Source organism: Mucilaginibacter sp. P4_D1 (assembly GCF_056401935.1).
The window spans coordinates 40,401-57,236 of record NZ_JBFUIJ010000022.1; the positions used below are offsets into that span (position 1 = coordinate 40,401).

Sequence of the window (16,836 nt, forward strand, 5' to 3'; positions counted from 1 at the left end):
AACACAAATGCTAAATAAATGCCATCTTTTAACTGATTGATTATTAGGTATAAACAAAAAGATATCATTGAATTTGTTACCGTATTTCGCTTTTTAGCGATTGATATTTGAAAAAGTCTTGTTATAAAAACTTAACCTTGAAAGCCATGCGTGAAAGGTATGGAAGTCTTGAATCAGAATTAGTTTCGTGCTTCACAAACGTTTTATGTCCATTATCTCTCAACTTGCTGATATTTACAAAATTGTGTATCTTTATCTTAAGATTTACAGAGGTAATAAAGAGAGCGACATCTGTGGCGCCTGATTATCTCATGGTTGTTAAATAGCTATAAATCAACGATATAGCGGGTTGGGTTCGAATCCCTCCCTCACCGCAACCAATGTCATTAAAAATGAACAAAGCCTGTAAATCAATAGTTTACGGGCTTTTTGTTTTTCGTTAATTGCCCAAAAAATTACCAAAAAAGCCCAAAAGTTTCTGGCAAAATCGTGGCAAAAATTATTTTTAGAAAACTGCGACGAATGGTCTCATAACTCATTGATTATCAATTTTTACATAAGGTGAACATCTTGACTTCCTGTAGCTGTATTTCGACATTTATTCACATTTAATCGTGGCAATTATGTTGGAAAAAAGCTTTGGTTTGCTGTATTTTCGGAAAAATTCGGGAAATGAGCCTAAAAAAATCATCTATTTAGCATCACCGTGGACGGACACCCAGTTGAGCTATCTACATAAAAGCAATGGTGGGAAAACCGCTGGGACCAGGATAAAGGCCAGGCCAGCGGCGTTAAAGAAGATGCCCGGGATGTAAACTTCTTCCTGCTTTAATCCTGCGGGATATGCTGGCAGGCAGGGATGGGCGCAAAATGATCAATTTCTGCATGCTAAGTCGAATTGCCAAAACGAGATGATTTAAGGGTTTAAGGTTGCATAACTTAAATTTTTCTCGCTTAACCTACTGCTTAGCCCTAAGTGGAAATTCTTTGAACACTTAATGGAGTTTTTAGAGGCTGTAGAGCCAATTTTTAAAGATAAAAACAAGATTTCAAGTACCTGAAATTTTCAAATGTAGATTATCGATTTTTTGTGGCTCGAGTACACCCTCGGGAGCCATGGGCCTTAGCATGCCCGTTAAAGTCTTTTTTATTTTAATCAAAATTTCAATCTTCGTTTCAATCAAATGGAGGCACATTTTTGGTTCGTCCCCAAGCTCATACGTGCACCGGGTAAAATCCAAACGGCAAATTCGCCTAAATAAGAATTGAAAAGCTGTTAGAATTCCATTTCGTCTTTGTTTTTCATTGATATTTAACCCTGAATTAAAACGATGTATTTTTGGCGATGTGTTTATTAACCACTGAAAAACAATGAGTTATATTTTGATTTGTGATACCTTATCGGTAATTTTCCAAAATAAACCACCTGATCTCTCATCTCATTTTTTCCATGAAACAATTGCTTGCCTTAGTGTTTATTGCATTTTCGTTGCAGGCTTTTTCGCAAAACTACCTGGTTAAATATATCAACATCTCTTTGCCGTCCAACCCCGATGCCAATACTGCCAACTGGCGAACCGGAAATTTCTTTGCTGTCACTGCAACAGCGGGCGAAATAGCTCCTGATGTGCAAGTTAAGCTACTGGTCGTTATTAAAAGAGATGGTGCCATAGCCTGCGGAGCTTACAGCAGTTTATCTGCTCCTAAAATACGTTTTGATACCCCCGTAAAGACCTGGGATAGCAAAAGCGCAGCGGAAATGTTAGGGGTGGATTGTACACTGCCCCCCGGAAATTATGAACTGAGCGTACAGTTCTTTGGGTACAGCAACGGAAAGACCTTCCCTTTAAGTGAAGAAAAAACAAAACCATTTTCAATTAACGCCGATGAGCCGGGCAATGGTAAAAGCGTGTTTAACATTAACCTCGGTGGCATCGGGATAGCGATCGGAGGCGGTAGAAAACAAACTGCCACTTGCGGCACGATAACCAGTTTTACAAAAGTAGTTTGCACAGGCATCGATACACAAACCGGCTTGCCGCACTATAACATCACGGTGAAACTGGTCAATAAACCGGTGGACAAAGACAAGGCTTGTACCTTTATTTTAAACACCGTTGCTTCGTTGAGCAAGGGTGTGGTTTTACCGCGGGGACCTGGACTCCCGATGAAGATTCCGTCTAACGACAGCGTTGCTTATGCTTTTATGTATACCCCACCGTCTTTAAGTTCGGTAGATGCGAAATTTAGTGTGTTGGGTAACTGGAATGGCGATGCAGGTTTGACAGTTGAGATGAGGCCTGCTATAAAACTGCAACCCTGTATAACCTGTGGCTGCGGGGGCTGGACCGGCCTGGGTGTGGGCAATTCTGCCTCCGAATTACGATATGAATGCGGTGCAAAAACGCAGATACCCTGGAAATGCGGCCAGCCATTCAGTTTTACAAGCACCTATCAATGTGCTGCAATGGCCGTGAAATGTGATGCCTTAACGGCCTGGGAGATTCAAAAAGATGGAGTGAGCATAAAAACAGGCAGCGGCAGCAACGATGTTATGGATAGTTTTACACCATCTGGTAATGGCATCTATACTTTAACGCTCAGTGCATCCTGCAGCGGAGTAAAATGCCCGCCATGTATGTACACCATTGTAGTAGAGGATTGCAAAACAATAGTTTCTCCGCCCGTCATTACGCCCGAAGTGAAGGTGGTAATAACGGAAATACCGATAATAAAGGTAGTACAAAGTGCCGATACAACAAACTCTAACAAAACTGAAGGCAAATACTATTATGACCTGGATACGGAACCAACTTATAACATTACCGAACTGTATGATAAGCTGTTGAACATTCAGTTCACCAATAGCTACGCATCGGTTGAAAATATAAGGGTCAACATTTACGATACCGCATCGGGGGCGTTAGTTAAGCCATCTGCAGCAAAAGATGCTAAACTGATAAGCACCAGTGGTTTCAACCGGATGTCGGTCAACCTTAACAACTACAAACTTGAGCCTGGCAAAATGTACCTTTTTACCGTCTCTGTTTTCAGCACCAATTATCATTTGAACTTTAAAGTTATGGCCGATCATGAGAAATAAAGTAATTGTTTTAGTGGCTTTGACACTGATTTCGGTTGGGCTGAAAGCGCAAACAGGCGGGCCTGGGCAGCCGGAGTTTATGCAATTCCAGCAGGCGGGCACGGCCAATTTGGTCAACTTGTCGTCGGGTACGTTCTCATACCAGGTCCCATTGTTCAGCGTTGGCGGCTACCCAGTCAATTTAACTTACCAGGCGGGGATACAAATGGAAGATGTTTCTTCGATGGTTGGCCTTGGCTGGAACCTGAATGTAGGCAGCATTGTAAGAACCCTGAGAGGGATACCCGATGACTTTAATGCGGATAAGATCATCAAACAATATTCCGTTAAGCCAAACGAGACCTACGGGGGCAAAGTGGGTGTCGACCTGGAGATAGCCGGGCTGCCGCAGCCTTTGGGCGTTAATGTGGGGGCAAGCCTGGGCGTTTTTTACAACAATTATAAAGGTTGGGGGCTCGAGCCGTCATTGAACGGTTCGGTAGGCCTTAGCGCAAAGTCAAACTCCGGTGTTGGTGGCACCGCGTCATTAGGTATGGGCATTTCAGTCAACTCGCAATCGGGCGTGGATAAATACCTGAATCCCAGCATCGGCCTTAAACTGGGAAAGGGGAATGACAAGCTGGGCATATCGCTTGGCAAAACATGGTCTGTAAACTCCAACGAGGGCTTAAAAACAAGTATGAACGTTGGCCTGAGTTATGTGCGAACCAGTGATGTTACCCGGAACGGCGCAAAAGACGGCTGGAAAGTAAGCGAGCGGACTACCGACCAATCATCCATGTCACTGCTGGGCCTCGCCACCACTTCATACCTTAATAATTCATTTCAGCCGGATATTGACTATCCTTTCGAGAATACCTCGGGTACGTACTCGGGCGCTTTTGGTTTTGATGGCTTTTATGTAGATCCCGATATACGCGTTACCGGTTATTTTTCGAAACAGGCACTGGCAACCACATCGCAGGAGTTTCCGGCTTTTGGGGCGATGTACGAAAGTACACAGGTAAGCAGCAATGCGCTGATGGATTTTAACACCGAAAAAAAACTGCCATATTTTATAGGGGAGTCTAAAATACTTCCTATTTCTTTTAAAACACCGGATATTTTTAACCTGAACGCACAAGGTTTATCGATGTCGTTCTCGGCCAGCAAAAATGACATCGGGCTGGTTGGCGATGCAGAGGCCATCATTAATTCGAACGGCACCCAGGGCGGCGCAGAAGTTAATTTGGGTCAGCTGTTTAAAGCCGGAGCTAATTTCGGTACTACAACTTCTTTTCAAAAGAGCGGGAAGTGGAATCCAACTAACCTGGTCTTCAAATCAGGCCAGGATATTATCGGTAACCAGCTTTACCAGCAGTTCGCTTTTAAAAACCATGGCGAAATAAACAAATTCAACTATTCGGACTTTTCACAGCTTGGCGATTATAGCCCCGTTCGGTTCGACCTGCTGAATGAATCGTCCCTGACACAGTTTTTGAGCAATGGAAGCCATTTGACCGCTAATGTGATCAACACTAACCAGCAGGTGCGGCAGTCCACCATCAAATATTTAACTGCAAATGAGGCGGCTGTGATAGGGTTTGATAAGCAACTAACCTATTACAGTTTTAACAGTAACACGCCGGTGCCCTTAGGCAGGGTGTCGGACTACCGTAAAGGACACCACCTTTCGGAGGTTTCGGTGATACAGCCCGATGGAATGAAATATGTTTTCGGTATCCCTGTTTACAATAAAACACAAAAAGAGGTAAGCTTTGCCGTCGGCGTAAATCCCATCATAGATCAGGCTAAAAATACGGTGAAATACACACCAGGCCAGGATAATTCGGCAGCCAACAGCAAAGGTATCGACCATCTTTTTGAGGCAACAACAACCCCGGCCTATGTTACCCAGTTGCTTATCACCGCTGTTTTAAGTCCCGATTATCGCGATCTTACCAATAATGGCATCACGGATGATGACCTGGGCAATTATGTGAAATTCAGTTATTATAAAGAAGACCAGCTTTATAACTGGCGGACGCCTTTTGCAGAGAATATGGCAACCTTTAACAAAGGCTTGCGGACTGATAATGAAGACGATAAAGGTACTTACGTTTATGGCGAAAAAGAACTTTGGTATGTCCGTTCGGCCGAATCAAAAACAGAGGTGGCGGAGTTTCATTACAGCAAACGGGCCGATGGTTTTGGTGTTGCTGGCGAGAACGGCGGTATGGATCAAAGCAAATTTTTAAGAAAGCTCGATTCTATTGTCGTGTATTCGCTGCCCGATCGCCAAAGGAACGGCAATAACGCTACACCGATAAAGACCATTCATTTCGACTACAACTATACGCTTTGTAAGGGTATTGATAACGGTATCCCGGTAAACGGCGACACGCCCGGTAAGCTCACCTTAAATAAGGTCGACTACACTTACGAACATTCGAGAAAAGGCAAACTAACGCCTTATGTTTTTGGATATGGCAACAAGTTGGCAAATGTTAAGATAAACCCGCCTTATGACGTGAGGAGTGTGAACCGCTGGGGCTACTACCAATCCAACAGTAATAATTACAGCGACGTATCGGATAGTTCGCCGCTGTCGAATATCGATTACCCTTATGCCTTGCAAGACAGGGCGGTAATGGACGATAATGCCTACGCCTGGAACCTGACCAATATTACCATACCGGGCAACGGCAAACTAAAAGTGGATTATGAAGCCAACGACTACGGCTATATACAGGATAAAACCGCCGGGCAGATGTTCATGGTGACTGGCCTTGGTGATGCTAATACAACAAGCATTACCGGCAATAAATTTTATTACCCATCAGATCCGATAAACCCCTTGAACACCGGCATAAAGGACAGGATATATTTTAAGCTTTCGCATCCTATAAACAATACCGATCCGGCCGCAGCAAAGCAGGAACTGGCTGCAGCATATATCAAAGATATTAAAGATGGCTTTTTATACTTCAAATTTTATGTTAAACTGTCCGGCTCGGGCAATTACGAATATGTAACCGGTTATACCAAAGTAAAAGACTACGGTGTGGCGGCCGATCCCAATTACGCCTACATACAGCTTAGACCGGTAGCTATTGATGATGAAAACATTATCATCAAATGTAACCCGATATTAAAAACTGCATTCCAGTACATGCGCATCAACCGGAATGCATTGTTATTTACTAATACAACCATGGGTGCCCCGGCAACATTTGGATCGTTCATCAATTCTTTGCCAAGTGTTATCAGCCAGTTGGGGAGCCAGATCGGAGCCTCGGCCATGGGGGTTAACCTGTTTTGCCAGTCGCAGGGCTATTGCCAGGATGTGGACCTGAGTAAAAGTTTCATACGCCTGTACAACCCAATAAAAATGAAAATAGCCGGCGGCAGCAGGGTAAAGCAGGTGAGTATTGATGATAACTGGGACGCGATGACCGGTAATACACATGAAGGAAAATCGTACACTACGATGTATGATTATACTACGCAGGAAACCGATGCTGTCACAAACGCCAAAACGACCATAAGCTCCGGCGTAGCCGATTATGAGCCGCTGGTGGGCGGCGACGAAATATCATTAAAGCAACCCATATTTTATGCTGACGTTAAGAAGCTGGCGCCCGATAATGATTATTATGTGGAGGAACCTGTGAATGAATCATTGTTCCCGGGGCCGCACATTACCTATGGCAAGGTAACCCAGATAACCAATGCAACCACGCTTGACGTTGCAAAAACCGGCAAGGTCATCAACGAATACTATACAGCTAAGGACTATCCGGTTAAAGTTAGTCGCACGGCGATAGATGAAAAACGGGATAAAACCAATTTTAATCAGTTTCAGCTCCCTTTTGTGGCAATAGACCAGCAGCACGACTTTGCAACCGTATCCCAGGGATATGCCATAGAACTGAACAATATGAGCGGCGTGGATAAGGCCATGTGGGTGTACAACCAAAACGGCGACAGGGTTTCCGGCGAGGTATCAGAATACTTCCCCGACAATGATCATTTTACGCTGATAGACCATTTAGGCAATATCAACAAAAATAAAAAGCTTGGCCTCTCGGTTGAATACACTGTTGCCGGAAAAAAAAGCTACGACCATTCTGTTTCAACCAGCTTCAATGTGAATTTGAACATGGCAATATTCGGGATAATCCCCATTCCTATCGTAATGCCGCTTTATTCGCAAATGACCGAGGAAAAGCAGTTCCAGTCAATGGTGTTTAACAAAGTGATTCACCGGAATGGCTTGTTAAAAAGTAAAACCATTTACAGCCAGACAGCGGCCGTTACAACCGAAAACCTGGCATTTGACGAGATCACCGGTGAAGCTTTGTTGACCAAAATGCCAAATGAATTTAACGATACCTTATATTCCTTCAAATACCCTGCATGGTGGATGCACGATGGCATGGGGCCGGCTTACACCAATGCAAAAATGGTGGTTAACACAACTAACCTTCCTGCGATAAAACAGTTTTTAAAGGTGGGAGATGAACTGCGTGCTGCGAATAACGGGAACCGGTTGTGGGTGAAAAGCGCCTTCGCCGGAACATTTGAGAACGACATCAGCGTACCGCAAACCGTTACTGCGGGTACCGACTACCAGGTATACAACGCCGCTTCAACAAACATGCTGTCGGATGGCGCCGGGCAGGTGGTCTCCTGGAAATATAATCCGCTAAGTGTAGGAACAAGGGTCAGTTTCGGGCAGTTCAATATCCTGAATAGTTCGGCAATTCAATATGATGACGATGCCGTTGCCTATTGCGATTCCTGTGCCGTCACTGTAAGCAGGCTGGGTAAAAATGACATCCTTTCAGGAAGGAAAGGTAATTTCAAAGCAAAACAGACCTGGTTTTACTTAATAGAGCGGACGCCCGGGAGTTTGGCGGGTGGAGTAACCAACATTAAGGAACAAGGTCTTTTCAAAAGCTACAGCGACTTTTGGCAATTGTCATCAAACACAGCAACCGGCTGGGCAGCCAACTATACCAACTGGGAGTGGAAAGAAAAAGTTAACCTGACCGATGTAGAGGGCCAAACCATGGAGACCGAAGACAGGATAGGCCGGAAAGCAGCGAATTTATTAGGTTATAAAAACACGCTGATAACGGCGCAGGCAAACAACTCGGGGTATAGCGAAGCTTATTTTGATGGTTTCGAGGACCAATATTGTGCTTATTGCCCGATAAAGACCAGCAGACCAACGCAAAATGCTTCGCTTACAGGGCGGGGCCTCATGAAACGGGTTAAAGTAATGAGCGGGGATGTTCTTATTTCGGCCGCAGAGGCGCACACGGGTAAATATTCGCTGCTGGTACCTTCGTCCTTAACTTTTACGGTGGTACCTCCGGTCATCTGCAAAGGCATTCCGTCGCGCAATACGAAGCAACCGGCCGGCTCGGGAAAAACAAGCTGCAAGGAATGCGCTGGTGGTTTTTATCCGGCAGGCAATAAAAAATATATCTTCTCCTGTTGGGTGAAAGTGAACAGCCAGCAGCCTGTTTTGTCATGCAGCGATGCTTACGTGACCATCTCCAATATCGGCTCCCCGGTTACACTCCGTTCCGAAGGGCCGGTTATTGAAGGCTGGCAAAGGGTTATGGGCGCTTTTACAACAGCTGCAAATACCAGTACACTTCGGGTGCAACTAAACAAAGGCAATGCCGATACTTTTTTTGATGACCTGCGGATATTTCCGGCTGATGCAAATATGGTATCCTACGTGTATGACGACGTGAATCTGCGGCATACTTACACGCTCGACGAAAACAATTATTTCACCAAAAACGAATATAATAACCAGGGCGAACTGATCCGTACAAAAAGGGAAACGGAAAAAGGAATAATAACCACTAAGGAAGGCGGCTCTTCCCTGGCAAAACTGCACCAATAACTATGGCAAAGCAAAAATATATCCTGTTGTGCCTGCTGCTGCTTTTGGGGCTAAATGCGGTGGCAAAAACTTATCCCAAGGTCAATTTTCCCCTTTCAGGAACGGCCTTGATGGGTTATAATGGTAGCGCCATTAGTTTTTCTGCCAGCTATCCGGGAATGAATGCGGGCAATTTAAACCAGTTGAACACAGCCAACAGGACTACCGCTATCCAGAACACTGTGGAACTGGTCTTAAAAAATAATTATGCTTTCGGTGCAAACGCAAAAGTTACGGTAACGGCAAGTGTAAAATACTATCCCATTGATAATTCAACACCGGTTACAAACCCTGTAACGCTGGAAATTGATTACAAGTCGGGTGCGCTTACCAAGACAGGTATCAGTAACATCTATGCGTTTAAAAATGCCTATAAAGTTGAACTGACAGTTACCAACGTTGCAGTGACGGGTGATGCAGGCACCGACATAAATTTATTAAAGACCAAACTAAAGGACTTTATAGAGTTGAACGTTGGCTTTGTTCAGGACAGGATCACGCGGATAGACTATAATACTTTCCCAACAACCGTGAACGCCTGCGAGGATCGGGTGGCAGATGAACTGGTGATCAGTTGGGACGCGCTGCGCGATGTTGAATATTACGAACTGGAGTACACTTTTGCAGATGATTACGGGGATACCTATAATACGTCGTTAAGCAGCGCCGCTATCGCCTTTAATTTTAAGGACAACAGCACAAGGGTATCTTTAAAAGACAGTTATTACCGCCTCCCGCTGGTTTTTGAGCGGGGTTATATTTTATACCGGGTGCGGGCGGTGGGCTGGGGTGGCACAACCCTCAACCAGCCCGTGTATTGCAAATGGAGCGGTGCCGAACGGGGAAGGGTGAACACCTTTACCAATACCTGGTACCATCATGTTGCCCACGTTGGCGATGCCATCAACTGGCAAGCCTCGGCCACGTTTGCCGAAGAGGGCAAGCGAAGTGATGCTGTTAATTATTTTGATGGAACATTCCGTTCGAGGCAGACCGTTACCGGGATGAACCTGGAGCGGCAATTGCCGCATGATGCGCCGTTAATATGGGCAGATGCGCATTTGGGCACGCTGGATTGTGTGGAGCCCGGAAACGATAAGGAGCGCGAGGTGGTTGCAGGCGAGACGATATATGACTACCAGGGCCGGCCTGCTGTTAACATTTTGCCCGTGCCAACAAATTCCTTAAAGCTGGAGTATTTGCCTTTACTGAACATCAGCAATGCCACGCAGAAACCCTATAACTGGCAGGATTTTGATAAACCCAATTTCACCTGCCCGGCTACCGGCCCTTTATCTAACCTGCCAAACCCGATTACGGGTATCATGGGTGCCGCTGCCTATTATTCACCCAATAATCCCAAGAAGCTGGGTTTTAACGCCTTTATACCAGATGCCGGTGGCTTTCCGTTTACGCAGTTGAGTTATTTGCAGGACAATACCGGGCGTGTTGCCGCGCAAAGCGGCGTAGGCCCAACTTTTAAATTCGGAAATAATCACGAAACACGGTTTTATTATGCTGCGCCCAACCAGGAAGAGCTCGACCGCATGTTCGGGACAGAAGCCGGGGATGCAAAAAGATACCAAAAAAATGCTGTAATGGATGCCAACGGCCAGGTATCGGTCACCTATATGAACCCCGAAGGTAAAGCCATCGCCACAGCGCTGGCAGGGGTAAACCCGCCCAACCTCGACCAGTTGGACAACCTGGGCAACAATACCATTGACGTCTCGCTCATCAGTAAGAACGTAGTGAACGCGAGCGATAGAACGCTGATTACCGAGCACCAGTTTTTGGTAAGCGCCGACAATACCAGTTACACTTTCGATTACAGCATCAACCCTAAAACCATCGATACGCTCACCTGCAGTGGCGTACACGTTTGCCTGGATTGTATCTATGATATCAACATCACCCTGAACCATATAGAAAGCTGCACAACCACACAATTGCCGGTATATACAGGCACCATCGGGAGTTTGATGAACAGCAGCGGGCAGGTGGACCTGAATTGTGATAATAACAGCAGCACCGGTACGTATCCACGGCAATTTGTAAAAACGCTTGCCATCGGCACCTATGTGCTTACCAAAAAGATCACCGTGAACCAACAGGCAGCGCTGGCATATGTGGCCCAGGTATTTAAAGACACCTGCAAGGCAAAGTGGGATGATATTATGCACGATGAAATGTCGCGCATCGACACCCTGAACTGTTATAAGACCTGCGCAAATTGCGCTTCGCCGCCCGGGCAAACCGCCACTTGCGACACCGCTTACTGCAAACCCAGTCCTAACCGTTGCGATAATATCCACTCCATGATGCTGGCCGATATTTCGCCCGGTGGCCAATATGCGCAATTTATGAGAAGGGCAGACGGTACCATTGATGCCAGCACTTACCCGTTATCGGTATTTAACCCGGCAAACTTACTGCCTGTGCAGGGAATCAACTTTTCTTTATTTCCGGGTATTACCAATATCAACGACCTGGTGAACCACTGGCTGCCCGAATATGCCGAAAAGCTGCTGCCCATGCACCCTGAGCATTGCATGCTGGGCTGGTGCAGTTCGCCCAATATTGATGCAACGCTGGATTTTGATATGAATATACTCTCTACACAGCATTTTGCCGACGCGGTAACCAAAGGGTATATAACTACAGGCAGCGTACTTCCCAATAGTAACACTAAGCCATATGAACAGTTGGTGAACAATGACCCCTGGTTTGCTAATAACCAGAACGCGGCCATCAAAGCATCGCTGTTGACAAAGCTTCAGCACTATGGCTGCTCGGCGTCGCCCTTGCCTGCCGATGAATTGGCCATGCAAATGGCTTACTGCGCCCATAATAATCCCCAAAATCAACAGGGCACGCCCGCTATAAACGCCAACGGACCGCAGTGTGCTTTGCCGGCAAATTACCTTAGCACGCATGCTTTTGGCGCCGATCCGGCATTGACCGATCTGGAGTGGACATTCCTGCGATCGCTATACCTCTCGGCCAAAAACGAAGTGGTGCAAGCCAGTATGGATACTTATGCTGATGCCAATAATTGTAACTCGCGCTGCATTGGTGCGAAGGATTATTATGACTGGGGGCAGTTTTCGACCCCCTTCCCGCATTACGTGAATGTGCAGCCCTGCCAATCTACTTCGCAGCCTTTTGTGTGGATGCTTTACAAGGATAAGCAAAGCCGTTTTGGAACTGGGATCGATAATATTTTGACTGTAATGTCCGATGCGGGGATCAATATCAGCACAAGCGGTATAGGTAACTATAACGACCCCTGCCAATTTGTACAGGCTATAACAAGCCAGGCCACCGGTATTAACCAGCAGGCAGCAGCCAATTATTGCGGTGATGGTGCTTCAGGCTGTACAGCGGAGTTATCAGGCACCTTAACAGCATTATTGAATAATGTTATCACCGCACTGGCAACCAGCACTACAGTTACAATAGCCAGCGCGCAATTACCTCAGCAGATTAGTGGCGCCGGCGTATCGCGGGTGGCGGGTGCAAAAATTACTGAGGGCGCAAACGGCCCCGTGCTGAATATCAGTTTAGATCAGTGCACCAGCTTTGTGATACCTTTCCGGCGAACAGCGGCCGGATATGTGGCACCTGCATCGGTATGTTGCTTAAGTAACGTAATGTGCCCCGGCAATACCAATTGCAGTTTCGATATCAATGTATTGTACCCCGGCAACGTGAGTAACACCATGCACATCGTCACCAAATGTAACTTTTTCGCTGGCTGTAAAGACGTGGCAAAGCCTGTTTGCGACCAGCCAACACCTTATGCCAGCGCTATAAAAGACTATCTTGGCGATATTTTTACCTACCGGACAACTTATTCCGCTTATCCTAACCAAACACAACTTGCCAATATGCTTCCTGCTGTACTTCAACCGGGAAGCGGCATAACACTAAATACCAACGGCAACCTGATAATCCGCCTGCCGGGACAAGAAAAAGGCTGCACTATTACCTTGCAAATTACAACGGCAATAGGCAACTGGGCGAATGTGAAGGACGTTATTAGCATCAGCCCCGACCTTTCAACTGCTCAAAACGGTCTTACAAAAAGTTTTGTACTAAAAGTGCTCGCCGGAACCAGTATCAATAATTTAATGGCGGCCGAAATTAAAGGAAGCAGTACTTGCTGGGATATAAATCAGTGCCCACCCGCTGTAACTTTATGCACCAGCCCGCCGGTATTGCCGCCATACCCTGTAGTGAATGATTGCGTTAAGAACCAACTCGCGATAGCAAACACCAATACCAGTATTCGCTACAACGCCTGGGTGGACAGCATGAAAAATAACCTGTTGCAGCGCTACTATGCCAAATGCCTCAGCGCTGCAGAGACGCTCAATATGCATTATGAGGATCGCCAGTATCAATACACCCTATACTATTACGATCAGGCCGGTAACCTGGTGAAAACCGTGCCGCCTGCAGGGGTTAACTTATTGGATCATGTACAGGTACAGCAAGTAGCTACCTCACGCGCTGCTGCCTACAATGTGGCTATCCCGGTGGCGCACATTAAAACGACAATTTATCGCTACAATACCCTTAACCAAACAATATGGCAGCAAACACCGGATGCCGGCGAAAGTAATTTCTTTTATGATGGCCTGGGGCGGATATCAGCATCGCAGAATGCAAAACAACACCAGAACGGTAATTATTACAGTTATACCCGTTATGACCTGCTTGGCCGACCGGTTGAATCAGGCGAGATGAAACCCCTCGTTGTGGTCAACAACCTGCTTACCCGCGACTTCGGCACCTGGACAAACTTTATCAATGCCCAAACTGACCGGACTGAAATTACGCTTACACGGTATGATGATGCGTATTCGGGAGCGATTTCGCAAAAGTTCGGCATCGCCGGGCAGCAAAACCTGCGTAAACGGGTGGCCTCTGTTTTTGTATTTGATAACAAGCCGCACCTTGACAACGGGCAATATGCCCACGCCACGCATTTCAGTTATGATATTGAGGGCAACGTTAATAAGTTGATACAGGACTACCCCAATAACATCATCGGTGATAGGGCTATTGATTATGACTTCGACCTGCAAAGCGGGAAGGTTAACCAGGTGACCTATCAGCGCGGCGCTGCCGATCAGTTCATCCATAAATATACGTACGATGCTGCCAACCGGCTCACGCAGGTTAAAACAAGCACCAATGGCCTTATATGGGAAACTGATGCTATATACAAATATTACCGGCACGGGCCACTGGCCCGTGAGGAGCTGGGCACCGACAAAGTGCAGGGCCTGGACTATATGTACACGCTACAGGGATGGATAAAAGGCGTTAACGGGACCACGTCTTCGCCGGAAACGGATATGGGGCAGGATGGGACCACCACCCCGGCCCCTCAGGTACCACAGCAAATACCTATACTGGTGTACACGCTCGGCGGCATAGCTCATTATCTTTACCCTGGCATTCAGTTGTTTGGCAATAGCTTTAACGGGCCTGGCTATGGCGCTTTAAATAATCCTATAGCAAAAGATGCTTTCGGTTATGTGCTTGATTATTACCAGGGCGATTATACCGCCATACAGGGCAATGGCAACCTTGACGGGTTGAGCCAGCAGGCAGGCACGGTGAAGGCGTTATTTAATGGTAATATCAGCCGGATGTACACCCAGATACAGTCGCTGGGGAATAATGGCTATAACTATACCTACGATCAGCTCAACCGCATCCGCTCGCAGGAGGCCTGGAACCTAAATGGAAACAGCATGGCATTACTGCCGAACAATGCCTGGTTTGGCAAATTTAGTTACGACCGGGATGGCAATATCATCAACCAAATGCGAAACGGCACGGCAGCAACACCGGCTATGGATAACCTGAATTATTTTTATTACGATGCCGGAAATAATATTTACAACCCGGCGGTTTCCATCCCTGCAGGGGCGACCAATAAATTAGCCTATGTGGGCGATCAGGTACCGGATGGTAATTATTCGGAAGATATCGATAACCAATCGCCCAATAATTATAAATATGATGCCATTGGCAACCTGGTGAGTGATGCGGCTGGGCAAATCACCCAGATAGAGTGGAACCTTAAAGGTAAAATAAGCAGGATAGCAAAAAATACAGGGTTCAACATCGCATTTAAATACGATGCGCTGGGCAACCGCGTAATGAAAGGGTTAAGCGATGGAACCACGATATTTTATGTAAGGGATGGGCAGGGCAATATCATGGCCACTTATACTTACAAAAGGCACACTACCTCTGCGGAGCTTTTTTGGAGCGAGGCAGATATTTATGGTAGCAGCCGGGTTGGCGCTTATCAGCCTGAGGCTTTGATACCGATCGCTAATGGAACGGGAGCCACAACTAGAGGTCCCTATTATACTGCTACCCGTGGGGATAAACAATATGAACTTGTGAACCACCTCGGTAACGTATTAGCCACCATCACCGACAGGAAGATCCTGATTGCCGGTGCAGCTGTTACCTATACGGCAGATATAGCAGGCGGGCAGGATTATTATGCCTTTGGTATGCAAATGCCTGGTAGGAAATTGACTGGAGGAGGGTACAGATTTGGGTTTAATGGGATGGAAATGGATGAAGAAATAAAAGGTGCCGGAAATAGCTATACCACGGAATTCAGACAATACGATCCAAGGCTTGGTAGATGGCTGTCAAATGATCCGCTAAACAGTGTTTTTCCGGGCAGCACTCCCTATGGGGCTTTTGAAAACGACCCTGTTTTATATAACGACCAAACCGGGCTTGCTCCCGGCTATCAGGGGGGAACGTATAAGATAGGGCGATTGAATATCACTGTTAGGGTTGGTAAAATTGGTTGGTTATCCAAAAGAACCGACAGGCACAGGATCGGGATCAAATTTTCTTTAGACCCCAAGGAAAGACATCCTAAGGAGGACGAAGATCAGGAAGGCGATGGCGGAAAATGGAAACTTGAATGGGAGGAAATGCACAGAGAGGTTGAAAGGTCTAAAAGATTCTCGGTTGATAATATTACTCATGGCAGAGTTGTACCTGATGGCGGAAAAAGTTCCCGTATTCTTAACGAAAATCCTTTAAATATTGGAATGATGACCCGAAATGGCCTCACGGTAAATGATTTTATTGCCAGTTTAAGTGATCCTTATCAGATAGGAGATCTTAAAGTAAGGGTAAAAGCCAATGATGCGAATCTTATGCAGGGAGGAGGAACAAATACCACCACACTTACTGATGGTACTTTGATCATAACTTCGACGGGAGGAAAAACCATCGTCCCTAGTACGAGCTTTAACCTGACCACTATTTTAAATGCCAGAACGGTTCAAACCTCCGGAGACGGTTTGTTTGATGAGTGCCATGGGTACAAGGCTTCATTGAGAATTCATTATATTAAAACTAAAACTGTTCGCCGATTGCGGATAGTTAAGGAATAGACAAAAAGATGCCCCAGCCAGATCGCGGTCAAGGGTTACCTGGATAACCGCTTTGCACTCTATGCGAACCCCGACATTGGCTTTGCAAACAACGGTGGTTTAGCCAGCGCGCAGCAAGCTGCGGTGATACGTGACGTTATTGACGGCAAGCAACCCTATGGCGCGCAATTTGGTATCGGTTTTGGCGGCAGCCGGATTACAGGCATATTATAAAGGTAAGTTTTTGGTTCTTAAAAGGTATTTAGTCGATCCTCAAAAAATGTAAAAACGGAGTTTAAGGTGATTTAGAGGTATATTTAAGATAAAAAGAGCGGTAGTAATCTGCAAGATATTTGAAA

Annotated in this window: 3 protein-coding genes; all 3 read left to right on the forward strand. The window is 46.1% G+C overall.

Going from position 1 to position 16,836, the window contains the following annotated elements; all coding sequences use genetic code 11:
• Positions 1-1,450 precede the first annotated feature (1,450 nt).
• Genes AC1DV1_RS18495 through AC1DV1_RS18505 form a run of 3 tightly spaced genes read left to right on the forward strand, consistent with a single transcriptional unit; the run spans position 1,451 to position 16,498 of the window.
• Positions 1,451-3,103 (forward strand): hypothetical protein, encoded by a 1,653-nt coding sequence (locus AC1DV1_RS18495; RefSeq protein ID WP_477361884.1) that lies wholly within the window; start codon positions 1,451-1,453, stop codon positions 3,101-3,103.
• Entirely contained in the window at positions 3,093-9,008 is a 5,916-nt protein-coding gene (locus AC1DV1_RS18500) for a hypothetical protein (protein WP_477361886.1), read from the forward strand. The genes AC1DV1_RS18495 and AC1DV1_RS18500 overlap by 11 nt, the downstream gene beginning before the upstream one ends.
• Positions 9,009-9,010: 2 nt before the next feature.
• Positions 9,011-16,498 (forward strand): RHS repeat domain-containing protein, encoded by a 7,488-nt coding sequence (locus AC1DV1_RS18505; protein WP_477361888.1) that lies wholly within the window; start codon positions 9,011-9,013, stop codon positions 16,496-16,498.
• Positions 16,499-16,836: the final 338 nt, after the last annotated feature.

What these genes read in the sequence shown, in the direction of transcription:
- AC1DV1_RS18495 (WP_477361884.1), top strand. Translation starts at nt 1,451, where the DNA reads ATGAAACAATTGCTTGCCTTAGTGTTTATTGCATTTTCGTTGCAGGCT.
- AC1DV1_RS18505 (WP_477361888.1), top strand. Translation starts at nt 9,011, where the DNA reads ATGGCAAAGCAAAAATATATCCTGTTGTGCCTGCTGCTGCTTTTGGGG.
- AC1DV1_RS18500 (WP_477361886.1), top strand. Translation starts at nt 3,093, where the DNA reads ATGAGAAATAAAGTAATTGTTTTAGTGGCTTTGACACTGATTTCGGTT.